At 64.2% G+C, this 25,344-nt stretch carries 27 protein-coding genes; 19 read left to right on the forward strand and 8 right to left on the reverse strand.

Annotated features, from left to right (window positions below):
• The first annotated feature begins 47 nt into the window (after window positions 1-47).
• Genes F3H41_RS04055 through F3H41_RS04075 form a run of 5 tightly spaced genes read left to right on the forward strand, consistent with a single transcriptional unit; the run spans window position 48 to window position 6,442 of the window.
• Window positions 48-1,517 (forward strand): deoxyribodipyrimidine photo-lyase, encoded by a 1,470-nt coding sequence (locus F3H41_RS04055; RefSeq protein WP_149737255.1) that lies wholly within the window; start codon window positions 48-50, stop codon window positions 1,515-1,517.
• Window positions 1,514-2,863: an FAD-dependent oxidoreductase gene (locus F3H41_RS04060; protein ID WP_149737256.1), complete on the forward strand. Its 1,350-nt coding sequence runs from the start codon at window positions 1,514-1,516 to the stop codon at window positions 2,861-2,863. Before F3H41_RS04055 ends, F3H41_RS04060 begins: the two co-directional genes overlap by 4 nt.
• The gene (locus tag F3H41_RS04065) at window positions 2,860-3,789 is read left to right on the forward strand and encodes a DUF1365 domain-containing protein (protein ID WP_149737257.1); all 930 of its coding nucleotides are present in this window, start codon (window positions 2,860-2,862) and stop codon (window positions 3,787-3,789) included. Before F3H41_RS04060 ends, F3H41_RS04065 begins: the two co-directional genes overlap by 4 nt.
• A gap of 51 nt (window positions 3,790-3,840) precedes the next feature.
• Window positions 3,841-5,094 carry a cyclopropane-fatty-acyl-phospholipid synthase family protein gene (locus F3H41_RS04070; RefSeq protein ID WP_149737258.1) on the forward strand — a complete coding sequence of 418 codons (1,254 nt, stop codon included), beginning with the start codon at window positions 3,841-3,843 and terminating at the stop codon, window positions 5,092-5,094.
• Window positions 5,087-6,442 (forward strand): MFS transporter, encoded by a 1,356-nt coding sequence (locus tag F3H41_RS04075; RefSeq protein WP_149737259.1) that lies wholly within the window; start codon window positions 5,087-5,089, stop codon window positions 6,440-6,442. Before F3H41_RS04070 ends, F3H41_RS04075 begins: the two co-directional genes overlap by 8 nt.
• A 9-nt stretch (window positions 6,443-6,451) precedes the next feature.
• Here F3H41_RS04075 and F3H41_RS04080 read toward each other — a convergent pair whose 3' ends face one another.
• Both F3H41_RS04080 and F3H41_RS04085 read right to left on the reverse strand, forming a co-directional pair.
• Window positions 6,452-7,279 (reverse strand): SDR family NAD(P)-dependent oxidoreductase, encoded by an 828-nt coding sequence (locus F3H41_RS04080; RefSeq protein ID WP_149737260.1) that lies wholly within the window; start codon window positions 7,277-7,279, stop codon window positions 6,452-6,454.
• A gap of 55 nt (window positions 7,280-7,334) precedes the next feature.
• The gene (locus F3H41_RS04085; protein ID WP_244616070.1) at window positions 7,335-8,141 is read right to left on the reverse strand and encodes a ChrR family anti-sigma-E factor; all 807 of its coding nucleotides are present in this window, start codon (window positions 8,139-8,141) and stop codon (window positions 7,335-7,337) included.
• Window positions 8,142-8,340: 199 nt separating this feature from the next.
• Between F3H41_RS04085 and F3H41_RS04090 the strand changes: the two genes are divergently transcribed.
• The 4 genes from F3H41_RS04090 (at window position 8,341) to F3H41_RS04105 (ending at window position 11,742) form a co-directional block, all read left to right on the forward strand.
• Window positions 8,341-9,378 (forward strand): cysteine synthase A, encoded by a 1,038-nt coding sequence (locus F3H41_RS04090; protein ID WP_149737261.1) that lies wholly within the window; start codon window positions 8,341-8,343, stop codon window positions 9,376-9,378.
• A gap of 6 nt (window positions 9,379-9,384) precedes the next feature.
• Complete coding sequence (locus F3H41_RS04095) at window positions 9,385-10,119, forward strand: alanyl-tRNA editing protein (RefSeq protein WP_149737262.1); 735 nt, start codon at window positions 9,385-9,387, stop codon at window positions 10,117-10,119.
• A 116-nt stretch (window positions 10,120-10,235) separates the two neighbouring features.
• Entirely contained in the window at window positions 10,236-11,105 is an 870-nt protein-coding gene (sseA, locus tag F3H41_RS04100) for a 3-mercaptopyruvate sulfurtransferase (protein WP_149737263.1), read from the forward strand.
• A gap of 118 nt (window positions 11,106-11,223) precedes the next feature.
• Entirely contained in the window at window positions 11,224-11,742 is a 519-nt protein-coding gene (locus F3H41_RS04105) for a GNAT family N-acetyltransferase (protein WP_149738210.1), read from the forward strand.
• Window positions 11,743-12,109: 367 nt separating this feature from the next.
• Here the strand turns inward: F3H41_RS04105 and F3H41_RS04110 are convergent, their stop codons facing one another.
• Together F3H41_RS04110 and ald are read right to left on the reverse strand one after the other, a co-directional pair.
• Window positions 12,110-12,400, reverse strand: a complete 291-nt coding sequence (locus F3H41_RS04110; protein ID WP_149737264.1) for a GIY-YIG nuclease family protein — start codon at window positions 12,398-12,400, stop codon at window positions 12,110-12,112.
• 254 nt (window positions 12,401-12,654) lie between these two features.
• Window positions 12,655-13,773, reverse strand: coding sequence for an alanine dehydrogenase (gene ald / locus F3H41_RS04115; protein ID WP_149737265.1), 1,119 nt, complete (start codon window positions 13,771-13,773; stop codon window positions 12,655-12,657).
• A 143-nt stretch (window positions 13,774-13,916) separates the two neighbouring features.
• Between ald and F3H41_RS04120 the strand changes: the two genes are divergently transcribed.
• Window positions 13,917-14,378: an Lrp/AsnC family transcriptional regulator gene (locus tag F3H41_RS04120; protein ID WP_149737266.1), complete on the forward strand. Its 462-nt coding sequence runs from the start codon at window positions 13,917-13,919 to the stop codon at window positions 14,376-14,378.
• Between the two features lie 9 nt (window positions 14,379-14,387).
• Here the strand turns inward: F3H41_RS04120 and yidD are convergent, their stop codons facing one another.
• Window positions 14,388-14,750: a membrane protein insertion efficiency factor YidD gene (yidD, locus tag F3H41_RS04125; RefSeq protein WP_149737267.1), complete on the reverse strand. Its 363-nt coding sequence runs from the start codon at window positions 14,748-14,750 to the stop codon at window positions 14,388-14,390.
• 5 nt (window positions 14,751-14,755) lie between these two features.
• A complete protein-coding gene (locus F3H41_RS04130) occupies window positions 14,756-15,223 on the reverse strand; it encodes an iron-sulfur cluster assembly scaffold protein (RefSeq protein WP_149737268.1) in 468 nt (155 codons plus the stop codon).
• A 392-nt stretch (window positions 15,224-15,615) separates the two neighbouring features.
• Between F3H41_RS04130 and folE the strand changes: the two genes are divergently transcribed.
• The 3 genes from folE to F3H41_RS04145 all read left to right on the forward strand — a co-directional run bounded on the left by folE (window position 15,616) and on the right by F3H41_RS04145 (window position 17,896).
• A complete protein-coding gene (gene folE / locus F3H41_RS04135) occupies window positions 15,616-16,233 on the forward strand; it encodes a GTP cyclohydrolase I FolE (RefSeq protein WP_149737269.1) in 618 nt (205 codons plus the stop codon).
• 39 nt (window positions 16,234-16,272) lie between these two features.
• Window positions 16,273-16,725 (forward strand): phosphoribosyl-AMP cyclohydrolase, encoded by a 453-nt coding sequence (hisI, locus tag F3H41_RS04140; RefSeq protein ID WP_149737270.1) that lies wholly within the window; start codon window positions 16,273-16,275, stop codon window positions 16,723-16,725.
• A gap of 211 nt (window positions 16,726-16,936) precedes the next feature.
• Complete coding sequence (locus F3H41_RS04145) at window positions 16,937-17,896, forward strand: patatin-like phospholipase family protein (protein WP_149737271.1); 960 nt, start codon at window positions 16,937-16,939, stop codon at window positions 17,894-17,896.
• Window positions 17,897-17,987: 91 nt separating this feature from the next.
• Here the strand turns inward: F3H41_RS04145 and F3H41_RS04150 are convergent, their stop codons facing one another.
• Together F3H41_RS04150 and F3H41_RS04155 are read right to left on the reverse strand one after the other, a co-directional pair.
• Window positions 17,988-18,422, reverse strand: a complete 435-nt coding sequence (locus F3H41_RS04150; protein ID WP_149737272.1) for a CBS domain-containing protein — start codon at window positions 18,420-18,422, stop codon at window positions 17,988-17,990.
• A 134-nt stretch (window positions 18,423-18,556) separates the two neighbouring features.
• Window positions 18,557-19,285, reverse strand: a complete 729-nt coding sequence (locus F3H41_RS04155) for a rhomboid family intramembrane serine protease (RefSeq protein ID WP_149737273.1) — start codon at window positions 19,283-19,285, stop codon at window positions 18,557-18,559.
• 287 nt (window positions 19,286-19,572) lie between these two features.
• Between F3H41_RS04155 and F3H41_RS04160 the strand changes: the two genes are divergently transcribed.
• The 6 genes from F3H41_RS04160 (at window position 19,573) to F3H41_RS04185 (ending at window position 25,133) form a co-directional block, all read left to right on the forward strand.
• Complete coding sequence (locus F3H41_RS04160) at window positions 19,573-20,181, forward strand: PAS domain-containing protein (protein ID WP_188129333.1); 609 nt, start codon at window positions 19,573-19,575, stop codon at window positions 20,179-20,181.
• Between the two features lie 77 nt (window positions 20,182-20,258).
• Window positions 20,259-20,867, forward strand: coding sequence for a PilZ domain-containing protein (locus F3H41_RS04165; protein WP_149737275.1), 609 nt, complete (start codon window positions 20,259-20,261; stop codon window positions 20,865-20,867).
• Window positions 20,868-21,418: 551 nt separating this feature from the next.
• The gene (locus tag F3H41_RS04170; protein ID WP_149737276.1) at window positions 21,419-22,021 is read left to right on the forward strand and encodes a transglutaminase-like cysteine peptidase; all 603 of its coding nucleotides are present in this window, start codon (window positions 21,419-21,421) and stop codon (window positions 22,019-22,021) included.
• 288 nt (window positions 22,022-22,309) lie between these two features.
• Window positions 22,310-23,035, forward strand: a complete 726-nt coding sequence (locus F3H41_RS04175; RefSeq protein ID WP_149737277.1) for a hypothetical protein — start codon at window positions 22,310-22,312, stop codon at window positions 23,033-23,035.
• Between the two features lie 149 nt (window positions 23,036-23,184).
• Window positions 23,185-24,708, forward strand: a complete 1,524-nt coding sequence (locus F3H41_RS04180) for an SPOR domain-containing protein (RefSeq protein ID WP_149737278.1) — start codon at window positions 23,185-23,187, stop codon at window positions 24,706-24,708.
• A gap of 152 nt (window positions 24,709-24,860) precedes the next feature.
• Window positions 24,861-25,133 carry a hypothetical protein gene (locus F3H41_RS04185; protein WP_149737279.1) on the forward strand — a complete coding sequence of 91 codons (273 nt, stop codon included), beginning with the start codon at window positions 24,861-24,863 and terminating at the stop codon, window positions 25,131-25,133.
• Window positions 25,134-25,344 lie beyond the last annotated feature (211 nt).

Raw genomic sequence — 25,344 nt, forward strand, 5'->3', positions numbered from 1 at the left:
ACCGTACCTGCGTAAACGGTCGGTAATGTTGAAGATCAGGGTTTTGAATGACGAGCGACAAGCAGGGATCGGCGAAGGACAGCGGGCAGGCTCCCGTCATAGTCTGGTTTCGCCGCGATCTCCGACTGGCGGATAACCACGCCCTCGCGGCGGCGGTTCATACGGGCAAGCCGGTCATCCCCCTTTACATCCGCGAGCCTGACGAGACCGGCAACGGTCCGCTCGGCGCCGCGCAGCGCTGGTGGCTCCACCATTCCCTGAGCGCGCTTTCGCAAAGCCTTGACAAGGCGGGCGCAAGCCTGATCCTGCGCAGTGGTTCGGCAGACAAGGTCCTTGCTGATCTCATGGGTCAGACGGGTGCGGATGCCATATACTGGAACCGCCGCTATGAGCCGAGCGGCACCGCCGTCGACGGCCCCCTGAAGGACGGGCTGAAAGCCGACGGCATTGCGGTGAAAAGCTTCGCTGGCCAGTTGATGCACGAGCCGCTGACCCTTAAGACCAAGAGCGGCGGCCCGTTTCGCGTCTACACCCCCTTCTGGCGGGCGCTGGAGGCAGAGGGTGAGCCGGACGAACCGCTGGCCGCCCCGCGGCACATCAAGGGTTTTTCAGGTAAGCTGAAGAGCGAGGATCTCGCCGACTGGGCGCTGCTGCCGACCAAGCCGGACTGGGCCAAGACGTTTCACGAGGTCTGGGAGCCCGGCGAGGCCGGCGCCGCCAAGCGCCTCAAGGCTTTCGTGAAAAAGGCCCTTGCCGGCTACAAGGTGAAACGCGATTTTCCCGATGGCGAGACGACCTCGATGCTCTCGCCGCATCTGGCGCTCGGCGAAATCAGCCCGGCGAGCGTCTGGCATGCGACCCGCGGTGTCGATGCGCCTGGTGACGATATCGTGCATTTCCGCAAGGAACTGGCCTGGCGGGATTTTTCCTACCATCTGCTGTTCCACAATCCCGATCTCGACCGGCGCAATCTCCAGCCAAAATTCGACAGTTTCCCGTGGAAGTGCGATGACAAGGCGCTGAAGCGCTGGCAGCGCGGCGAGACCGGCTATCCGATCGTCGATGCCGGCATGCGCCAGCTCTGGCGTCACGGCTACATGCACAATCGCGTCCGCATGATCGCCGCGTCCTTTCTCATCAAGGACCTGATGATCGACTGGCGGGTCGGTGAAGCCTGGTTCCGCGATACGCTTGTCGATGCTGACCCGGCCTCGAATGCAGCCAGCTGGCAGTGGGTGGCCGGCTCCGGGGCCGATGCGGCGCCCTTCTTCCGCATCTTCAACCCGATTTTGCAGGGCGAGAAGTTCGATCCGGACGGCGCCTATATCCGCACCTTCGTGCCGGAGCTCGCCAAGCTCGACGCCCGCCTTATCCATCGCCCCTTCGAGGCGAAGCCGGCCGAGCTGAAGGCCGCCGGCGTGCGCCTTGGCGAAACCTATCCGACGCCCGTCGTCGACCACCACACGGCGCGCGACCGCGCGCTCGAAGCTTTCAAGTCGCTCGAGGAGCCCGCATGACCGCGACCATCCATACCCTGCCTTCGTCCACAGAGCTCGGGCGCCGGCTGAAGATCGCGGTCGTCGGCAGCGGGATCTCGGGCGCGTCCGCCGCCTGGGCGCTGCACGGCGTGCATGACGTGACGCTGTTCGAAAAGGATGCCCGCGCCGGCGGCCACACGGCCACCGTCGATATCGACTATCAGGGCACGCCCGTCGCCGTCGACACCGGCTTCATCGTCTATAACGAGGCGAATTATCCGAACCTGACGGCGCTCTTTGCTGAACTCGGCGTCGAGACACACGCGAGCGACATGAGTTTCTCGCTCTCCCTCGACCGGGGCAAGCTGGAGTGGAGCGGCGACAATCTCTCGACCCTTTTTGCCCAGAAGCGCAACCTTCTGCGCCCATCCTTCCTCTGGATGATCCGCGAGATCCTGCGCTTCAACAAGCTGTGCATCGCCGATCGCGCCGCCGGCCACCTCACGGCCATGTCGATCGGAGATTATCTCAACTGGCGCGGCTTTTCTCCGGGCTTCACCAACAATTACCTGATCCCCATGGCCGCCGCGATCTGGTCGACGGAAGCCGGGCGGATGATGGAATTTCCGGCCGAGCATTTCGTCAACTTCTTCGACAACCACCGTCTCGTGCACATGACGCCGCATCGCTGGCGCACGGTCAGCGGCGGCAGCCGCAACTATCTGACAAAGCTGTTGAAGCCGCTTGGCGCGCGCGTGAAGATCGGCGTCGGCGTTACCGCCGTCACCCGCACGGCACAGGGCGTGACCATCGAGACGACCGACGGCGAGACGCACCGGTTCGACAAAATCATCCTCGCCTCCCACAGCGACCAGACGCTTTCCATGCTGAAGGATGCAAGCGAGGCCGAACGCGCCATCCTGACCGCCGTGCCCTATCAGGCCAACCGCGTCGTGCTGCACCGGGATCCGGCGCTGATGCCGAAGCGCCAGCGCGTCTGGTCGTCCTGGAATTATCTGCGCTCCAGCCAGCCGACCGGCGCGCAGGGCGTTGCCGTCACCTACTGGATGAACCGCCTGCAGGGCATCGATGCGAAGAAGCCGCTCTTCGTGACGCTCAATCCGGACCGAGAGCCCGACCGCGATCTCGTCTTCCGCGAATTCAGCTACGATCATCCACAGTTCGGCGCCCGCTCCATGAAGGCACAGGCGAGGCTGAAGGCGATGCAGGGTGACAACAACACCTATTTCGCCGGCGCCTGGACGGGATACGGCTTCCACGAGGATGGCCTTTCCTCCGGCCTTGCGGCCGCAGAAGCGCTGGGCGGCATCATCCCCTGGCGCCAGACCGGCACCACCCTGCCCCGCCTCGAGGCTGCCGAATGAGCGAAGAGCCGACCAGAGGCCGCAGCGGTGCCGACATAGCGTCGAACGGTCCGCCGCCGGAGGCGGCCGCCGCCTTTTTCGACGGCACCGTCATGCACCAGCGCATGAAGCCGGTCGGGCATCGCTTCACCTATGACGTCTTTTCCCTGATGGTCGATCTCGACCGTCTGGAGGAGGCGAACGGCCTGTCCCGGCTGTTTTCGGTCAACCGCTTCAATCTCCTGTCCTTTTATGAAAAGGACCATGGCGGGCGCACCCCGCGGGGCCTGCGCCAGTCGATCGACGCGCTGCTCGCCGAGGCAGGGATCCAAATGCCGCCGGCGCGCATCCTGCTGGTCTGCTATCCCCGCGTGCTCGGCAAGGTCTTCAATCCGCTTGCCGTCTACTATGCCTATGCGGCCGATGGCAGCCTGACCGCCGTCATCTACGAGGTGCGCAACACGTTCGGAGAGCGCCACACCTATGTCTGCCCCGTCGGCGCTGGCGAGATCGGGCCTGCGGGTCTTCGCCAGAGCGCCGAGAAGATCTTCCACGTCTCGCCCTTCATCGCGCTGTCCGCCCGTTACCACTTCCGCATGCTGCCGCCGGGGAAGTCCATCCGCTGGCGTATCCTCGAGACCGATGCCGAGGGGCCGCTCTTGTCGGCGACCTTCGCGGGTGACCGCAAGCCGCTGACGACGGGAACGCTGCTGTCGCTGGTTGCCCGCATGCCGATGCTGACGGCCAAGATCGTCGGCGCCATCCACTGGGAGGCGCTGAAACTTTTCCTGAAGGGTGTGCGTTACATCCCTCGACCCGATCCGCCAAAGGCAGACGCGAGCCTTTGGAAGAACGGCGCGCGAAAGCCGCTCGGCGGCGCGCAGCCAGCAAATGCGCCTTCACCGTCTTTCCCACACCCCCACATTCTTGGCGAGGCAGCGGAATGACGTTAGGCTACCCCGAAAGGGGTGATGAGACAGGTGGGAGGCCATGACGGCATGAGTGCAACCAATCGTTTTTGTTCGCAGACCGGATCGGTCGAAATGCTCTCCAAGGAGAGCCTGGCCAGCCAGTTGCGCGGCCTTCCGGCACGCGCCCGGCTGGTGCTGAAGGGGCTCGTCAACCTGCAGGCTGGTTCGCTCCAGCTCACCATGCCCGACGGGCGCACCGTGATGATCCGCGGCCGCAGCGCCGGCCCCAACGCCGCCGTGACCCTCCACAACTGGAACCTGCCGCAGCGCGCCGTTACCGGCGGCACGATCGCGGTCGCCGAAAGCTACATGGACGGCGACTGGGACAGCCCGGACGTGGGCGCCTTTCTCGAACTTTTCCTCGTCAACAGCGAAGTCGGCGCCAAATTCCCGAATGGCGCGCGCGGCGTGCTGCGCCTCATCGAAAAATTCCGCCACTGGATGAACGCCAACACCAGGAAGGGGTCGCGGCGCAATATTTCCGCCCATTACGATCTCGGCAACGCCTTCTACCGCGAATGGCTCGACCCGACGATGACCTATTCCTCGGCGCTCTACCAGACGGGCGCGAACGACCTGCAAAGTGCGCAGACAGCAAAATACCGGGCGCTCGCCGAAGCGATCGATCTCAGGCCCGAACACCACGTGCTGGAAATCGGTTGCGGCTGGGGCGGTTTTGCCGAATTTGCCGCGTCCGAAATCGGCTGCCGGGTCACGGGCCTGACGATCAGCAGCGAGCAGCTCGCCTTTGCCCGCGAACGCATGGAGCGCAAGGGCCTTGCCGACAAGGTCGACATCAAATTCCAGGATTACCGCGACGAAGCCGGCCTTTACGACCGGGTCGTCTCCATCGAGATGTTCGAGGCCGTCGGCGAAAAATACTGGCCGACCTATTTCGGCAAGGTGCGCGGCTGCCTGAAGTCGGGCGGCAAGGCGGGCCTGCAGATCATCACGATCGAAAAGGAAAGCTACGAGGAATACCGGGCAAACCCGGATTTCATCCAGAAATACGTCTTCCCCGGCGGCATGCTGCCGACGCGCGAACACCTCGTCTCGATCGGCCGCGACCATGGCCTCAGCATGACGCGCGACATGGGCTTTGGCCTTGACTACGCCCGCACCCTCGCCGAGTGGCGCGAGCGCTTCTGGCAGGTCTGGGACAAGGTCGAGGCGCTCGGCTTCGACCGGCGTTTCAAGCGCCTGTGGGAGTTCTATTTCTTCTACTGCGAGGCCGGCTTCCGGGCCGGAAACATCGACGTGCGCCAGGTCGTTTATGAGTGAGAGCAGGCCTGCCGGGCAGGATCGGAAACTGCCCGGCGCAACCAGGCTCTTCTATGCCCTGCCCGCCGCGCCGCTGGCCGCCCTCGGCCTGCCGCTCTATGCGCTGGTGCCCACCTACTACACCGAAACCATCGGTCTTTCGATCGCCGCCGTCGGCTGGGTTCTGCTAGCCGTCCGGCTCTTCGACGCCGTCACCGATCCCCTGGCCGGCTATGTCGCCGATCGCTGGCGGCCGGCATTCGGACGGCGGCGCGCCCTCTTCGCTCTCTCGCTGCCGCTGTCGGCGCTCTCGGCGCTGATGCTCTATTGGCCACCGGCCGATGCCGGGCTCGTTTACCTCACACTCTGGTCGCTGGCCCTGTCACTGTCCTTCACCCTCAGCATGGTGCCCTATTCCGCCTGGGGGGCAGAACTTTCCGAAGACTATCACGGCCGCACGCGCCTTGCCGCCACACGCGAGATCTTCACGCTGGTCGGCACGCTCGTCGCCATCGTCATGCCCTTTGCGATCGGCTTCGAAACGACCGGCTTTTCCGGCCTTGCGGCGCTCGGCCTTACCGTTGCCGTCAGCCTGCCGGTGCTCGGCGCGCTCGCCATCCGCCGCGTGCCGGAGCCCGAGGACACCACCGTCTCGCCGCTGCCGCTTGCCGCGGCGATGAAGGAAATCGCGGCCAACCGGCCGTTCCTGCGTCTGCTCGTCGCCTTCTTTCTCAACGGGCTCGCAAACGGTATTCCGGCAACGCTGTTCCTCTATTTCGTTTCCGCCCGGCTCGGGCTGCCGGATCTGCGCGGTCCCTTCCTCTTTCTCTATTTCCTCTGCGGCATTGCCGGCGTTCCGCTCGCCTCCTTCGTCGCCGGCAGGATCGGCAAGCACCGGGCCTGGTCGCTGGCGATGATCGCGGCCTGCGCGGTCTTCGCGCTCGCACCGCTGCTGCCGGCCGGAGCGGTGGTCGGCTTCGGCGCGGTCTGCGTCCTCACGGGCATCCTGCTCGGCTTCGATCTCGTGCTGCCCGCGGCGATCCAGGCGGATGTCATCGATGCGGACACGGCAGCCTCCGGCGACCAGCGCAGCGGCTTTTACTTCGCCGCCTGGGGTCTTGCGACCAAGCTCTCGCTGGCCGCGGGCGTCGGCATCGTCTTTCCGCTGCTGGCGCTGGCCGGCTTTTCCACGGAGCCGGGCGCCGAAAACAGCGGGGACGCCCTTTTCGCCCTCGCCATGCTCTACGCCTGGCTGCCGGTTGCGCTCAAACTCGTGGCCATCGCGCTGATGTGGAATTTTCCATTGGGCGAATTGGAGCAGACCGATCTCCGTTCCAAGATCGGCACCCGCGCCATCAAAGACCGGTAAGGGGAGCGGTCAGCTCTTCGCCGCCGCCCGTTGCCGCTCCCGCTCCGCCTTCGGCTTGTTCCATCCGGTCAAACGCGCCACCAGCGGGAAATAGAGCGCATAGGGCAGGATGCGCAGCAGCTTCAGCACATAGGTGAAGCGTCGCGGGAAGGTGATCTCGAAGGCGGAGGTCCCGAGCCCCTTGACGATGCGCCGCGCCGCCTCCTCGGCCGTCACCAGAGCCGGCATGGTAAAAGCATTCGAGGCCGTCGCCGCTGTCTCCACAAAGCCGGGATCGATGATCTGCAGGTGGATGTTCTCATGGTCGAGGTCGAATTTCAGCGATTCGGCGAGATTGATCAGCGCCGCCTTGGTGGCGCCATAGGCTGCACTCGTCGGCAGGCCGCGATAGCCGGTGACGGAAGAAACGATGGCGATCTGCCCGCCCTGACGCTGGCGCATATGGGCAATCAGCGGCACCAGCCCGTTGACGACCCCCGACAGGTTGACGTCGAAGGTCTTGCGAAAATCCTCAAGCTTGAGATCGTCGCCGGAGACAGGGATGTAGATGCCGGCATTGAGGACGGCGAGCGCGACGCGCCCGTGCTCATATTCGATTGCCGCCAGCACCCGCGTCATGTCGTCGGGATTGGTGACGTCCCCATCCAGCACGATGACGCGATCGGGATCGGCCGCGGCATTCTGCAGTTCGACCAGCTTTTCATGGCTGCGCGCCGTGACCACGACACGAAAGCCGGCGGCGAGGAGGTCGAGGGCGATGGCACGGCCGATGCCGCTGCTGGCCCCCGTGACCCAGGCCACGCCCTGATCCGGTTTTGCGATGAAAGCGTCGGCCATGATAATCTCCTGTCGCGGTCTTTGACGACCTATACGACGGGAGATAGGGCAAGGATCAGCCGATCAAGTCTCCGATCAACTGACGCAAAGAGCCGGTCAACTTCAGCGGCGCATCAACGACGGCGAAGCCGAAACAGGGCCGGTCCTTCTCGGCCACCGGGCGATGATCGACACTGTCGTCGGCGAGCGAAATGTCGCCGCGCCCGAACCGGCCGCGCGCATCGTTGAACGCGCCGTCGAGAACGATCGAGAGTTCACAACCCTGATGGGTATGGGCCGGCACGGCGCGACCCGGACGGATCCAGAAGAAACTCACTTCGAAACCGTCGAAATCGCCGACAATATGCTCCTTGAAGCCCGGGAGCTTGCTGCGCCACGGAATCCGGTCCGCATCCAAACCGACGAAATCACGGATCGCCTTCGGCATGAGAATGGGTTCGCCGCCCGTCTCGAAGACAACCTTCGGGTTCGGAGCCGGGGTTGCCAACGGTGCGGCGGCAAAGATCGCGTCGAGTCGCTCGTTCCGCCGGCTGATCGGCTCGGCCTCGCCGCGCATCAGAATGTCGCCGCCGACTTCGTCGAACACCGAGACCAGCGGCCGGTTGGCCGCCTTGATCTCCAGATGCGCCTCCACGATCACGCGGGCCGGCTCTGGCAGGAGGCCGGAAGCGTAATGCGCCAGCAGGGCGTCTATGGTCTCAAGTTCTGTCCGCACTCTTTTCCCGTGTCCTGTTTTCTGGCGCTTGTCCTTTTGGCGGACTGCACCATGTTTCAGCGAAGACCAGAGGCACAATTGCAACGCCATCCGATCATGCATGCCTGTTTTCCTGTGCGCTACGTACGGCGTCAAGCACTGGATCAATGGGCGGCGCCGTGATGTCGAATAAATTTCCCCCTGAACTTTTTTTGTGCGGGACGGCGAGGCGGCGCAACGCTGTTGCTTGAATTTCCCTGCGGCTGGACGGAAAACACGCCACGTCTTGCCAATTGCCCCGCCCTGCGTTGACCGTCCGCCACCGACGTCCCGCAGCCCCCGCGAACCGCCCGCCCGAGGAGCCCCCATGTCCGCCCTGCCCTCCGTTCTCGAAGCCATCGGAAACACGCCGCTGATCCGCCTCAAGGGCGCCTCGGAACTGACCGGCTGCACGATCCTCGGCAAGGCGGAGTTCCTCAACCCCGGCCAGTCGGTCAAGGACCGCGCCGCCCTGTCGATCATTCGCGCCGCGGAAAAGAGCGGCGCGCTGAAGCCCGGCGGCGTTATTGTCGAGGGCACGGCGGGCAATACCGGCATCGGCCTGGCGCTCGTCGCCCGCGCGCTCGGCTACCGCACCGTCATCGTCATTCCCGAGACCCAGAGCGAGGAGAAGAAGGATGCACTGCGTCTTCTCGGCGCCGAACTCGTGGAGGTGCCGGCCGTGCCCTACCGCAACCCCAACAATTACGTGCGCCTGTCGGGCCGCCTTGCCGAACAGATCGCCAGGACCGACCCGCGCGGCGCAGTCTGGGCCAACCAGTTCGACAACACCGCAAACCGCGACGCCCATGTCGAAACGACGGCACCGGAAATCTGGCGCGATACCGATGGCAAGGTGGATGGCTTCATCTGCGCCGTCGGCTCCGGCGGCACGCTGGCGGGCGTCGGCATGGGTCTCAAGGGCTTCAATCCCGACATCAAGATCGGCCTTGCCGATCCGCTCGGCGCCGCCCTTTACAGCTATTACACGACGGGCGAACTGAAATCGGAAGGCGGCTCGATCACCGAGGGCATCGGCCAGGGCCGCATCACAGCCAATCTGGAAGGCTTCACGCCCGATTTCGCCTACCAGATCCCCGACAGCGAGGCGATTCCGCTGGTCTTCGACCTCGTTGAAAAGGAAGGCCTCTGCCTCGGCGGCTCCTCCGGCATCAACATTGCCGGCGCCATTCGCCTTGCCCGCGACCTCGGCCCCGGACATACGATCGTGACGATCCTGTGCGACTATGGTAATCGTTACCAGACGAAACTCTTCAATCCCGACTTCCTGCGGTCGAAGGCGCTGCCTGTCCCGGCCTGGCTCACGAAGACGCCACAGATCGAAGTCCCCTACGAAACGGCCTGAGGTATCATGCAGACACGCCCCCTCTTCCGCGACGATTTCTATCTCTCGACGGCGGAAGGGGTGGTGACGGGTCTTGCCGAGGATGGCGCCATCCTGCTCGACCAGACCTGCTTTTATGCCACGTCCGGCGGACAGCCGGGCGACAGCGGCTTCTTCGAGCGCGCCGATGGCAGCCGCATCGACATCGCCGTCGCCCGCCACGGCGCCTCCAAGGACATCATCCTCCACCAGCCGGCCGAGGGTGCGCCAAGACCCGAGATCGGCGAGACGCTGGTGCTGCATATCGACTGGCCGCGTCGCTACCGGCTGATGCGCATGCACACGGCCTGCCATCTGCTCTCCGTCGTCTGCCCCTACCCGATCACCGGCGCTGCCGTCGGCGAGGAAGAAAGCCGCGTCGATTTCGACATGACCGAGACCATCGACCGCGACACCGTGACCGCCGACCTCATGCGGCTCGTCGGGGAAAACCACCCGATCTACCTTCAGTGGATCACCGACGAGGAGCTTGTCGCCAATCCCGGCATCGTCAAATCCAAGAATGTGCGCCCGCCGGTCGGGCTCGGGCGGGTCAGCCTCGTGTGCATCGGCAAGGACGCCGCCATCGACAGCCAGCCCTGTGGCGGCACGCATGTGTCGGAAACGGCCGAGGTGGGCGCCATCCACATTGCCCGCATCGAGAAGAAGGGCAAGGAAAACCGCCGCTTCCGCATCCGCTTCGGCGCGCCGGACGCCACGTGACCCCTCCCGCCCTCATTTCTACACTCATCCCCACCTGACCTCTACGCCACACGATCGGAGCCCTTTCCCAAGGCCCGGCCATCCCGTACAGTCCCCCGCATGAAAGTGAGTGCCCCATGAGCGAAGAGAAAAGCCCGTTCGTCGTGTCCGCCGACTGGCTGGAGAGCCGTCTGTCCGAGCACCACATCCGCGTCGTCGATGCCTCCTGGTATCTGCCGGCGCAGAACCGCAACGGACGTGCCGAGTATGAAGCGGGCCACATTCCAGGCGCGGTGTTCTTCGATCAGGACGAGATCGCCGACAAGACGACAGGGCTGCCGCACTCGGTGCCCACGCCGGAGGCCTTTGCCGAAGCCGTCGGCGCGCTCGGCCTTGCCGATGACGACACGATGGTCGTCTATGACGGCCCGGGCCTCTTCTCCGCGCCCCGCGTCTGGTGGCTGTTGCGCATCATGGGCGCACGGCACGTGTTGCTCCTCGACGGCGGCCTCGATGGCTGGAAGCGCGAGGGCCGGCCGCTCGAAACCGGCACGACCACGCTTGCACCGGCGACCTTCACCCCGGACTATCGGGCAGAAGCCGTCACGAGCTTCGAGGCGATGCGCACGATCGTGTCTGAGGGCGCGGTGCAGATCGCCGATGCGCGCGGCCCCGGCCGCTTTTTCGGCACCGAAGCCGAGCCACGCCCCGGCATGCGCTCCGGCCATATGCCGGGCGCGCTCAACCTGCCGGCCGGGAGCTTTGCCAGTGAGGGCAGGCTGAAACCGCTTGGTGACCTGAAAGCGCTGATCACGGAAGCCGGCATCGACCTCGACCGTCCCGTCGTCACCTCCTGCGGCTCGGGCGTCACCGCCGCCATCATCACGCTGGCGCTGCACTCCCTGGGGCACACCGACAACACGCTTTATGACGGCTCCTGGTCGGAATGGGGCAGCCGCAGCGATACGCCCGTGACCACCGAGCCCACACAGACAAAGAATGGCTGAGCGCATGACGAGCGACGACATCCCGCGCATCGGACGCGACCCCGGCCCCGCAGCGGTCACCACGTCCGAAGCCATATCCGGCACCGGCGCGATCCCCGTTCACGTGACGGCGCTGGAAATGACCGCGCCGCCACGCCAGAGCCTGCCGGTGCCCGTCAACATCCAGACCGCGATCCTGCGCGTGCCGGACATTCCGCTGCCCTACTATCGCTTCCTCTATCTTCAGGTCGGCCGGCGCTGGCACTGGACGATGCGCCTCAGGATGGACGATGACACCCTCGCCGCCACGCTGCATGACCCGAAGAACAGCGTCACGGTTCTCTACGTCAACGGCGCCCCGGCCGGCTTCTTCGAGCTGCTGAAGGTCGATGAGGAGACGGTCGAACTCACCCATTTCGGCGTGATGGAACACGCCCTCGGCCTTGGCCTCGGCAAATGGTTTCTGCTCCAGGCCCTCCACGCCGCCTGGGCCGAAACCCCGCAGCGCGTGACCGTCACCACCAACACTCTCGACCACCCCCGCGCCCTGCAACTCTACCAGCGTTTCGGCTTCTCCCCGGTCGCAACATCGACCGCGCAGGTCACGCCGCTCTCGGATGAGGAACTGCTGGCGCTGGCGCAGCGGGCGGGGCTGTAGACAGGCTATCTCCTCGCCAAACAGGGATGTCGGGTCGCCACACCGCCCGTCATCCCGGCCGGCGAGCCAGGAACCGGCCAGATCGCGTCGGCAAGCTGAAAATACGCGGCACAACAGCGACGAGTCTCCTGCGCGATGGACATCGCGCGCTGGATGCCGGATCAAGTCCGGCATAACGGAGAGTGTAAACGCAGAGCCGCCACTATTTCACGGAGCACCTGCCCCTCATTCTGTCATCCCGGCCTCCGAGCCGGGATCTAGCCAGCTCGCGTCTGCGAGCTGAAAAGATTCACCGAAGCCGGGAACGACCTTCTGGGCGATCAATGCCGGACCGAGTCCGGCATGACGGCGCATGGATTGGCAAGCCTTACAACCCATGCAGATGGTACGCGATGTCTTCCCAGTCCGGATTCGTTGCTTCGATAAGCTCCAACTTCCATGCCCGGGGCCAGTTCTTGATCGCCTTCTCGCGTGCAATCGCATCGGTGACGAGATCGAACTCCTCGAACCAGACCAGCGTCTTCACACCATATTTCGACGTAAAGCCGGGCGTTGCATGAGTCTGGTGTTCATACAGCCGCGTTGGCAGGTCACTGGTGACACCCGTGTAGATGGTGCCATTACGCTTAGAAGCGAGGATGTAAACGTAACCCTTCATCCTGTGACTGTGATTCAAGCAACGGCACGATGCAAGAAACTATATCGGCTTGGAGATTGGGCATTCCCTCGCCGTCATCCCGGCCCCCGAGCCGGGATCCAGCCAGCTCGCGTCTGCGAGCTGTGAAGACGCACCACAACAGCGACGGGTCCTCTGCGCGATGGACATCGCGCGCTGGATGCCGGATCGAGTCCGGCATGACGGAGAAAGTGCAGGGCTCACCGGTGACGATATCCACCGGCGCTCACACTCCCTCACGCCACCTGCAACGCCCTTTCCACCGGCAGCACCTCATAGCCGAGCGCTTCGGCGACCGGCGCGTTCGTCACACGGCCGCGATGCACGTTGAGGCCGGCGCGCAGGTGCCGGTCTTCGGCAATCGCCTTGAGGCCACGGTCGGCGAGTTGCAGGCCGTGGGAGAGTGTTGCGTTGTTGAGCGCATGGGCCGACGTCACCGGCACCGCGCCCGGCATGTTGGCGACGCAGTAGTGGATGACGCCGTCGACCTCGTAGGTCGGGTCGGAGTGGGTCGTGGCATGCGAGGTCTCGAAGCAGCCGCCCTGATCGATCGCGACATCGACGATGACGGCGCCCGTCTTCATGCCGGACAGCATCTCGCGCGTCACCAGCTTCGGCGCGGCGGCGCCGGGGATCAGCACGGCGCCGATCACGAGGTCGGCCGAAAACACGTCTTCCTCCAGCGCGTCGATCGTGGAATAGCGCGTGTGGATGCGGCCGGCGAAGAGATCGTCGAGCTGGCGCAGGCGCGGCAGCGAACGGTCGAGGATCGTGACGTCAGCCCCGAGGCCGACGGCCATGCGCGCCGCATGCAGGCCCACCACGCCGCCGCCGATGACGGTGACCTTGGCCGGCAGCACGCCGGGAACGCCGCCGAGCAGGATGCCGCGCCCGCCATTCGCCTTCTGCAGCGCCGTCGCGCCGGCCTGGATGGAGAGCCGCCCGGCGACTTCCGACATGGGAGCGAGGAGCGGCAGGCCGCCGCGCTCATCCGTCACGGTCTCGTAGGCAATGGCCGTCACGCCGCTGTCGAGGAGGCCCTTCGTCTGGGCCGGGTCGGGCGCAAGATGCAGGTAGGTGTAGAGGATCTGGCCCTCGCGAAGCTGCACCCATTCGGCCGGCTGCGGCTCCTTGACCTTCACGACCATGTCGGCCTTTTCGAAAATCTCCTTTGCCGTACCGACGATCTTCGCCCCGGCGGCGCGATAGGCATCGTCATCGGCGCCGATCCCGGCACCGGCCTTGGTCTCGATGATCACATCGTGCCCATGCGCCACATATTCGCGCACGGCGCCGGGCGTCAGGCCCACACGATATTCGTGATTTTTGATTTCCTTCGGACATCCGACCCGCATTGTTCTCCCTTTCTGCGGCCTTTCCTTGAGTGGAGGAAAAGCGTGCAGCCAGAATGCCGAAATGTCCTTGCAAAGTTTCGGCCCCAGGTGCAAAAATCCGAATATCCTGCGAAACTGAAACGATATGATCGAAGGAAATTCGAATGGCCGGGCTTGATGCCATCGATACTGCGATGCTGCGGGTGCTCCAGCACCACGGCCGGATCTCCAATGCGGAGCTTGCCGAAAAGGTCGGGCTGTCCGCATCCGCCTGCTCGCGCCGGCTCGACATTCTCGAAAAGAGCGGCGTCATCAGCGGCTATCAGGCGAGATTGTCGCACCGGGCGCTGGATTACAAGATCATCGCCATCGTCCATATCTCGCTGTCCGGCCAGTTCGCCAAGACGCTGTCGGAGTTCGAGGCAGCGGTGAAACTCTGTCCGAACGTGCTGGTCTGTTATCTCATGTCGGGCGAATACGATTATATCCTGCGCATCGCCGCCCGCGACCTCGAGGATTACGAGCGCATCCACCGCGACTGGCTCTCGGCATTGCCGCATGTGGTGAAGATCAATTCGAGCTTTGCGCTGCGCGAGATCATCGACCGACCCAATGTCGGGCTCTGACCACCCGCATCAATGCGGCCGCGACACGGACCACAGCCGCCAGGGCGCCCACCAGACGTAGCGCGTCTCAAGCGTCTCCGGTACCGGGTCGAAGCCGTGCGTGCCGCCGGGACCGCAGCGGACCACGCGGAACAGCGCCATGAAGCCGCCGTGCCAGAGGCCGTGGCGCGCCACCGCCTCATAGCCATACTCCGAGCAGGTCGGCGCATGCCGGCAGGACTGGCCGATCAGCGAGGACAGCGTCAGTTGATAGGCGCGGATCAGGAAAAGGCCGAGGAGGCGACCGGGCGTCCTCGCAAACGCGCCCTGCCAGTTGCGCGACCGCGACGGGCGCCGGTGGGCATGCTCATGCTCGGGATGGCCTGAGGACATCGCGATCAGACGGCCGCCGGCGTCTTGCTGGCAACGGCGGGCGCGGTACCGGCCTCGATCTGGTCGAGACAGGCGCAGACGGCGTCGAAGGTCAGCAGCGTCGAGGCGTGCCGCGCCTTGTAGTCCTTCACGGGTCTGAGGAAGCGCATGTCGGCGAAACGTCCCTCCGGTCCCTCGCCGTCCGCCTTCAGCATGGCCATCATCGCCGCGTGCGCCTCGCGCAGTTCGGCCGCTGTGGCGCCCACGACATGGGCGGCCATGATGGCCGAGGAGGCCTGACCGAGCGCGCAGGCCTTCACCTCATGGGCGAAATCGGCGACCACGCCGTCCCTCACGGCGAGATCGACCGTCACCCGCGAACCGCACAGCTTGGAATGGGCCGAAGCGGTGGCATCCGGCGCGGCCAACCGGCCGATGCGGCCGATATTGCCGGCGAAGTCGAGAATGCGGCTGCTGTAGATGTCGTCGATCATGCCATCATCCCGGTCGGCTTACGGGGATCGGGCCAATGTGTCCAACCCCGTCAAAGTTTCAGCATTTCGTCATCGGCACTGATCCGTAACGAATTTTGCGCCGTATGTCGGAAAAAAGCACAGCGCGTCGCAAAGGCGCTCTTTCATCGATATAGCGCCATACTATATGCTATGTCGTGTTGGGGCGACAGGTCTGCAAGGGATTGCTGGCCGGATGTCGCCTGTTGTTTGGGAAACCGTGCCGGACGGTGCCTGCGCAAAACGTGCAGGTGACCGGAAAGCCCCGGAGCCCGCCAACGGAACCCACACCTGTGGTGAGCAGGTGCTCGGCCAGCGGCGTTGCGTCCGAATGATTATCGTCGTACCGCGACCGTCGCGCAAGAGGCCGTTCCATGGATGCCATCGTCAAGAATTTCCCCATGTTCAATGAAGGCGAGGACCGCCCGACCCAGAAGGAAGCGGAGGACGCGATCCGCGTGCTGCTGCGCTGGGCCGGCGACGACCCGAATCGCGAAGGCCTGCTGGATACGCCCAAGCGTGTCGCCAAGGCCTACAAGGAGCTCTTCGCCGGCTACGACCAGGCGCCGGAAGACGTGCTCGGCCGCACCTTCGAAGAGGTCGCTGGCTACGACGACCTCGTGCTGGTGAAGGACATTCCCTTCTTCTCGCATTGCGAACACCACATGGTGCCGATCATCGGCAAGGCGCATGTCGCCTACCTTCCGAACGGGCGCGTTCTGGGCCTTTCGAAGATCGCCCGCGTCGTCGAGATTTTCGGCCGCCGCCTGCAGACGCAGGAGACCATGACCTCGCAGATCGCCAAGGCCATCGACGAGACGCTGCGTCCGCGCGGCGTTGCCGTGATGATCGAGGCCGAGCATATGTGCATGGCCATGCGCGGCATCCAGAAGCAGGGCTCGACAACGCTGACCACGACCTTTACCGGTTCGTTCAAGACGGAGCCGGCCGAACAGGTCCGCTTCATGACCATGATCCGGGGCTTCCGCTGATCTGAGATCGAGGGCTCCGGTTGATCCCGGGAGCCCTTGATGACCATCACCTTCGAACCCGCGCCTTCCGACAAGTCGACGCTTGAGGAAGGCGCCGTGCTTTCTCCCCGCTTCGATGCCCATGGCCTCGTCACCGCCGTCGTGACCGATGCGCGCGACGGCGAGCTTCTGATGGTCGCCCACATGAATGCCGAGGCACTGGCGCTGACCATCGAGACCGGCATCGCCCATTACTTCAGCCGCTCGCGCGGCAAGCTCTGGAAAAAGGGCGAAACCTCTGGAAATCTCCAGACGGTGCGCCAGATCCTGACCGACTGCGATCAGGACGCCATCTGGCTGAAGGTCGAGGTCGCGGGGCATGACGCGACCTGCCATACGGGTCGTCGTTCCTGCTTCTACCGCAGCGTCACGCTTGAAAACGGTCAGCCCACCCTGACCGTGACGGGCGGCAAACCGAGCTTCGATCCCGCTGATGTCTACGGCAAAAATTAAGCATCTGCCCGATTTCAGCACACAAGCGCTCGCATTTCACCGAATTGAAACGAAATCCCGTGCTTACTGGTCAGACGCGGCACACGCTCTCGCCACCCGGGATCAACCGGACGACAAGGGGCCGGCCGCGACACAGTCCGATCTGTGGCAACGCGGGCGGGCGGGCAAGGACCGGCACGCATTTCTGGCGGCGGCCTGACTGGAGGGCATCGTGTTGAACTGGAGTTTCCTGCGCACGCAAGCGGCCGACAACCAGCCACCGCAGCTTGGCGCCGGTGCCCCGCTCGTTCCGGACCCCATCCCGCCCCGCAAGGCGAAGATTGCGCTGGCGCTCGGTGGCGGCGCCGCCCGCGGCTGGGCCCATATCGGCGTGCTCCGCGCCCTCGACGAGGCCGGCATCGAAGTGGGAATGATCGCGGGAACCTCGATCGGCGCGCTCGTCGGCGGCTGTTATCTCGCTGGCAAGCTCGATGAGCTCGAAACCTTCGCGCGATCCCTCACCGTCCGGCGCATTGCAGGTCTGCTCGATTTCGCCATCGGCGGCGGCGGCCTTCTGGGTGGCCTCAGGCTGACCAAACGCATGCAGGAACACCTGCAGAACCTGTCGATCGAAGAACTCGACCGTCCTTTCGTCGCGGTCGCGACCGAGATCCAGACGGGTCATGAAGTGTGGATCGAGCGGGGATCGCTGATCACCGCCATCCGCGCCTCCTATGCGCTTCCGGGCATTTTCGAGCCGATCAAGTGCAACCACCGCACGCTGGTCGACGGCGCCCTCGTCAATCCCGTGCCCGTCTCCGTGTGCCGCTCCTACGAGCAGCCGCTCGTCGTGGCCGTCAACCTGCACTATGACCTCTATGGCCGCTCGGCGGTCGTCAAGCACACCGCCGCAGTGGCAACGCCCGAGGATGAGAAGGCGGCCTTGTCCGCACATCCTTCCTCGCGCCTTGGCGTCACGGGCGTCATGGTTCAGGCCTTCAACATCATCCAGGACCGCATCTCGCGCGCCCGCCTTGCCGGCGATCCGCCGGATCTTGCGCTGCTGCCAAAACTCTCCGATATCGGCCTGTCGGAGTTCCACCGCGCCTCCGAAGCCATCGACCGCGGCTATAACGAAGCCAGCGCCAAGCTCGCGGAAATCCGGCGCATGCAGACCGAAGCCTTCCGGTAACCGGATCACCAAAAGCACGCGTGTGCATTGTCTCGCGCACCTCCAGACACACTCCGCCTGATACGGCAATCCGGAGGTGCGACGATCCGGCTCAGCCGGCGATATAGGCCTTGATGTGCTCTGCCTCGCGCTCGATGGCCTCGATGTGGTGGCGCACCACGTCGCCGATCGAGACGATGCCGGACAGGCGTCCGTCGCGCTCGACGGGCAGATGGCGGGCACGCAGGCGCGTCATCTTTTCCATGAGCGACCCCACCGTCATCTCTTCCGTGCAGCAATAGACATTGCCCCACATGAAGGCCGAAACCGGCTTTTCGAGGCAGTCGGCGCCATGTTTGGCAATGGCTGAAACGAGATCGCGCTCTGCAAGAATGCCCACGATGCGATCATTGCCTTCGACGACGATCACCGCACCCACATGGTGCTCGTTGAGGTAACGCGCCGCCTGGCGCAACGTCACCTGCGGCCCGACCGTGACGACGTTGCGACCCTTCTGATCCAAAATGATTTTGACATTTACGGACATGCACATCCTCCCATTGATGTGGCGAAAACTTCCGCTTCCGGGACTCTCCCTGTCCCGGATCATGCGGAAGTCGACATGGTGCGCTCGCAATGGGGCGAAATCAAGCGCGGATCGTGGGCGGATGTCGTGAGCGGTTAACGCCGCGCGCGCGGCGGATCGAAGAGGCCGAAGAGCAGGAAGCCGAACAGGAAGCCGCCGACATGGGCCTCCCAGGCGATCGGCGCGCCCCCCACGGCAAAGACCGAGGCGATGCCGACGATGAAGTTGGTGATGAACCAAATTCCGGTAAAGACGAGCACAGAGCGGTTCGACAGTGCTTCAAGAATGCCAAGGCGGCGGTTGAGATGGGCAAATTGCCGGCTGACGCGGCCGCTCGGGGAGAACACGAAGCGCGCCGCCGCCCCCATCAGGCCGGAGACCACCCCCGAGGCGCCGATGACGACGCTGAGATCGCCCCAGTGCGCGGCAAGGTGCAGACCGATGGCCGCGACCGCAGACATCACCCAGAACACGGCAAAGCGCACCGTGCCGATCCGCCGCACGACGGGCGAGCCGAAGGCCAGCATCCAGAACAGGTTGAAGATGAGATGCTCCCAGCCGCCATGCAGCAGCGAATAGGTGACCGGCGACCAGAGCCACGCCAGCCCCTGATCGGCGAGCGGATGGGTGTAACGCGCCGGCAGGAAGGCGAAGTTGAAGATCAGGTCCGCATCCTGCTCCGGCGTCAGGAGATAGGTCCTGACGAGATGGACGGCGATCATGACCGCACTCATCACGACCAGCGCGGTCGGCACGTTGAAGGCGGGTTCCCGGCGCTCAGGCCCGGTGCCCCGTTCCTCTGATGACTCCTGCGTCCCGTCCATCGTCTCTTCGCTCCACGGCAAACAGCCTTGCCCCGCGGGCGCCGGTTTTCCGGGCCAGCCGGCAGCCGGTCTGCGGATCGATGCAGAAGCACGGCACGCCGAAGCGTCATATCGAAGCGCGATGCGCCCTGCAAACCGTTTCCGCACCACGACGGCGGGCAAGGCTGGCGCCATGGTGAACGGATCGCAACCGCGGAACTGGCACGATTTTCGCTTGATAAGAGTAGAAGCGGGAAAGTCTCCCGCCTGGCGTGCTGGGACGGCACGGCTGTTCAAGGATGATACACATGGGCGACAGGCTATCGACGCAGCTGTTCCACTACTGGACGTCTCTTCGCGCCGCTCAGCGCATGCCGTTGCGCACGCAAATCGATCCCGCCGCCCTGTCGCAGCAGCTTCCCGATCTCTTCATTCTCGAAGCCCTGACAGGCGGCGAGCACCGCTTCCGCCTCGCCGGAACACGCATGTGTCATCTCTTCGGCCGGGAGCTGCGCCACGCGCTGTTTTCCAGTCTCTGGCGCGACGATCAGGCCCGGCAGACCGACCGAACCGCGCAGCGGATCCTGCAAACCGCCGTGCCGATACGCTTTTCCGCTGACAGCCGCAATCGGCTCGGCGATCGGGTCCGGCTCGAAATCGCGCTCTTCCCGCTGGCGGACCCCGACGGCGTGCCCGCCCGGCTGATTGGTGCGCTCGACATTCTCGAAACGCCTTTCCAGCAAGCCTTTCTGCCGCTTTCGACCCTTGAGCAGACGGGTCTTTCGACAATGGAATGGCCCGAGCCACAGGGCGGCGTCACGGGTGAGGAATCCACGGACGACAGCGCTGCCTGGAAGAACCTCGTACGCCGCATCGCCCGTTCACGCGCGATCGATGACGATCATGCGAAAATCTGACATATCAGGCACACCTTGCATTAACCCGAATGTTCTAGGGTCAGGTTAGCACCTAACCCCGCGTCGGCAGCAGCACCATGTATCAGTTCCAGCAGTCCTCTTCCGCCCAGACCAAGCAGTACGCTGAAGGCAGCTTCCAGCGCGTCGGCGTGAAACTGCAAGGACGGCTGATGCTGAGCAACCGGGAAGAATTCGATTGCCTGGTGGACGAAATGTCGCCCGGCGACGCCGTCGTGCAGTGTGACGTCGCCCCGCGCAACGGCGAACGCATCATCGCCTATCTCGACCATGTCGGCCGTATCGAAGGCACGGTGGCCCGCATCACCGAAGGCAGTTTCGTGCTGCAGCTCACGGCACCGGAGCGCAAGCGCGAAAAGCTTGCGGCCCAGCTGACCTGGATTGCCAACAAGCACGAACTCGGGCTTCCCGAGGATCGCCGCCACGACCGCCTGCAGCCGCGCCGCACCCGCACGACGCTCGCCCTCGAGGATGGCAGCATCCAGCCTTGCCGCCTGCTCGATCTCTCGCTTTCGGGCGCAGCCGTCGATGTCGAGAGCCGCCCGCCGCTCGGCACGGCCATTCTGCTCGGCTCGATCCGCGGCCGGGTGGTGCGTCACTTCCAGGAAGGCGTCGCCATCGAGTTCAACCGCATCCAGACGCGCGAAAGCCTCGCCGAATTCCTCTAGAATCTCTTTGCGCCAGGCACGCGGCGCAAGCCAAGCGACCTGGGCTGCGGATCCCATCACGCCCTTGACGACCGCCCTTCCCCGCCGAGGCCAAGGCCCCGCGCGGGGTTTTCCGTACTTGCCGTCCGCAAAGCAAAAGCGCACCCCTGATCAAGGGACGACGGTCGTCGGCACGCCGCTCCAAAGAGGAGCGACGGGAAAAATCGTGCCGGCCTGAGACATTTTTTTGTCTGTTCCAATTTGCAACACACGGGGCCCGCGCAGCTCCGCCATGGCAGATGGCCGTTTCGTTGACGCCCGCAACTGCGCCGGCAAATCCGTCTCATCCTGCGGCAAGTTTAGGCCACGCGTCTTTTCAATGCCTTGCGGACCAAAGCGCCGCATTTTGCATGCATTTTATACAAATGCACCTCAAGTTTTAATAAAGATAAAATCAAATAAGCCTCAAGTCTATATAAAGTAAATCCCAAATGTAGATTGCATTTGACTACGCAGTTTCGCGATGGATCAAAATATATCTGGCAATGTCTTTTCATAACGGGGAGACAGACATGCCAAGACCTCTCGCGAACACCGTCCTGATGGGGCTGCTCACATCCATGCTGGCCACCGGCAGCGCATCCGCCACGCCGGCCAACATGCAGATCATCGGCGCGACAAACCCGCCCGTCGGACATTATGAATTCTGCCGTGCGAACCCCTCGGAGTGCCGCTCCAACGGTCGCGATCCTGGCCCGGCGATCCTGACCAAGGAAAGCTGGCGCCGCATTCTCGAGGTCAACTATGACGTCAACGAGAAGATCCAGCCGATGACGGACATGGAGATCTACGGTGTCGAGGAGCACTGGGATTATCCGACAGCGGTCGGCGACTGCGAGGACTACGCGCTGCTGAAGCGCCGCGAACTGATAGCGGCGGGCTTCTCGCCGGCCAATCTGCTGATCACCGTCGTGTTGCAGCCCAATGGCGATGGCCATGCCGTGCTGACGGTGCGCACCGACCGCGGCGACTTCGTGCTCGACAACATGCGCACCAAGGTCCTGCTCTGGTCCGACACCGAATATACATTCCTGAAGCGCCAATCCTCGGACAATGCCGGGCGCTGGATGAAGATCGAAGACGGCCGCACGCCGGTTGTCGGTAGCGTTCGGTAACGTCTTCCCCTCAGGGAAGCCAGAAGACATCACGGCCGGCGCCCCCGGCGGTGAACGACACATCGGGGAAGAGCGGTGTCACGGTCCGCCTGCCCCGGGAACGCCCGGGCTCTGTCACCCTGTCCCGCCCGGGCACATGAGGCCGGCCCCGTTGTCCCCGGGGCCGGCCTTTTCCGTTTCGGGTCGCGCGGGCAACAGCGGCGTTAACCGGCCATTAACCATGACGGAAGAACCTCGTGCCATCGCGAACCGCACCGGTTCGATTCCCGACAGTCTGCGAGCCCGCCCATGTCAGACACTGCCCTTGGTGCCCACCAGCCGCTGATCTCGCCGCGCTTCATTTACCGCCTGACCGCCTGCGCGGTCGCAATGGCGCTTGGCACGGCCGCCCTCAATCTTGTGGGCCGCACCTTTGGTGATCGCCTGGCGCTCGCCGGCCACTCGAGCGCAACAACGGTCCGCCATCTCCTGATCGGGCCCGATCGCATCGCCATTGCCGACAACCACATTCGCCCAGAAGACCAGCGTCGCGACGGTGTCACCGAGCGGCTCGACCTCTATGCGACCTGGCCCTCCATGCAAGGCTACTCCACTGAAAATCGCCGCCTCTTCGACGATGTTACGCATCCCGAGAGCCTGATTTTCCTGCAGATTTCGCAAAGCACCATGTCGCGCGACATGTCAGGCCGGCTGGAGCCGATCTATCGCCAGCTTTTCGACGGCGCACCTCAGCCGGCGCCGGCCGGCCTCATCGCCCACCACCTGAAACCGGGCACTGGCTACGGCGACGATGTCTTCTACACCGGCAGGCTGGAGTCGGGCGCCGACTACGTCGTGCGTTGCCTGCCCGCATCGGATGAAATTGCCTCGACCGGGGCAGACTGCATGCGGGATATCCACATCGGAAACGACCTTGTTCTCCTTTATCGCTTTTCCGCCCGGCTTCTGCCGCAATGGCAGGCGATCGAGAAAAAGGTTTCGTCCTTCGTGACCGAACGGCTGAACCGGCCCTGAGGAGGAGCCGGCGGCATCTCGAAATCCAAAAGAAATGCGGCGATGCCGGAAACCACCCATTCACCTTAAACTGATTGGTAACCCTGCCGAGGCTAAATTCCGGAGAACGGTTGCTTGGAGGCGGCTTCCGGACAGTCCTCAGTATCGAAATGAAGAGTAAGCTAGTGTCCCAGAACAATTTTCTCGGTTCCGCCGGGCGTCGTCTCGCCGCCCTGACGAAATCTGCAGGCCGCATCGTGCTTGCGGGCGTAACGGCAACCTTCATGATGACGGCAGCTGCTTCGGCCAATCCGAAATATGCAGGCATCGTCGTGGATGCGCGCACCGGCAAGGTTCTCTACGGAGAGGACGCCGACCAGCTGCGCTTTCCGGCGTCGCTGACGAAGATGATGACGCTCTACCTGACCTTCGAGGCGCTGGAAAACGGCCGCATCACCAAGAGCACGCCCGTTCGTTTCTCTGCCAATGCCGCCAAGGAGCCGCCGTCCAAGCTCGGCGTTGGAACCGGTCGCGCCATCACCGTGGAGCAGGCGATCCTCGCCCTCGTCACGCGCTCCGCCAACGATGCGGCAACAGCCCTCGGCGAATTGCTCGGCGGCTCGGAAGACCGCTTTGCCAAGCTGATGACGCAGAAGGCCCGCGCCCTCGGCATGACGCGCACCGTCTACCGCAATGCAAACGGCCTCCCGAACACGGCGCAGGTCACTACCGCCCGCGATCAAGCCCGGCTCGGCATGGCGCTTCGCCAGCACTTCCCGCAGTATTACGACTACTTTTCCACCCGCAGCTTCAAATTCGGCAAGCAGGTCATCGGCAACCACAACCGCCTGCTCGGCAATGTGCGCGGCGTTGACGGCATCAAGACCGGCTATACCCGCGCCTCCGGCTTCAATCTCGTGACCTCTGCCCAGCTCGATGGCCGCAGCATCGTCGCCGTCGTCATGGGCGGTACCAGCGGCGGTTCCCGTGATGCGCAGATGCGCCGTCTCGTCGCAGCCTACATGCCCAAGGCTTCCCGCCGTGGCGGTGGCGCCGAAATCGAACAGCCGGCCATGGCCGCTGTCGAGGTCAACCAGGCTCCGACCCGTGTTGCATCGCGCGCCGTTGCCGAGACCGTCGAAACGGCCGCCGCCGTGCAGGCTGCCAACCCGGCGCTGGCCGGCATGGACCTGCCCGAAAGCGGTCCGGTCCCGACCGTGCGCTACAATGGCGAAACGTCGACTGCCACCCGGGAAGTCGCCTTTGCCGCAGCACCGCGCACCACCTCCCGCAACCCCGTCGTGATCTCCGCCAATACTCTGGACGCCCAGAACGCGGCGCTCGTCGCTGGCGAGGCCAACCCGGCCGGCGTCGATGCCCAGGTGACCAACTCGGTTCCCGCCACGGCCAAGCAAACGGCCCGCGTCGAAGAGCCCCGCGATCTGCCGAGCGGCTGGGTCATCCAGATCGGTGCGACGGCGGAAAAGGCACAGGCCGAGGCCCTGCTCTCCAAGGCGCAGGACAAGGGTGGCAAAGCCCTCAGCGTCGCCAAGCCCTTCACCGTTGCCTTCGCCGACGGCGGTTCCACCGTCTATCGTGCCCGCTTCGGTGGTTTCGGCTCGCAGGACAAGGCCCAGATCGCCTGCAAGAGCCTGAAGCGTGCTGGCTTCGCCTGCTGGGCCGCCCAGCAGTAAGGTTCGCGCCGGCACACATGCCGGCCCGCCAGCGCCTTTGAACGGCCCTGGCTGAAGACTGTGGCAGCCGGCGATCCGGCTGCGATGTTTCCACGGACGACGTGTTGTTGTGGTCCGTGTTCCTCGATCAGGTATTGCGTACGAGGTCAATTATGGCTGTGAACGAGAACAGGCCCGGGGGCGGCAGGCGCCCCATCGCTCGACGGGAATCGCGTCTGCCCGGCAATCTCCACCCGCTGCATGAGGCGGCTCTGCGGATTGCCGATATCGGCCTCAGCCGCCCGTCGGCAAAGACCAAGGATCTGGTGGGTGTATTGCTCGTCCACGGCGCGCGCGCCTGGCGCTCCACCCACGATCCCGTCTCGATCCACCTTTATGTCACGGGCCTCAGCCGCCGCCCCATCCTGCGACTGCGGCTTCGCTAGTGGAATGAGTTTGACATTTGATACCCATCTGCGGCGAACTCGAGGATCAAATGTCAAACTCAAAAATTCCAATAGTATCATATATTTGCTAGTGGTCTTTTAAGATTTTGACATTTGCTCTCAAGGGTGCCGCGAACGGTAGCAAATGTCAAAATCAGACCACTAGAGCATTTCCAGCCGACGCGATCGCCTTGGCGTAGGACAATACGGC

Source organism: Rhizobium sp. RU20A, from assembly GCF_900155885.1.
Lineage (GTDB): Bacteria > Pseudomonadota > Alphaproteobacteria > Rhizobiales > Rhizobiaceae > RU20A.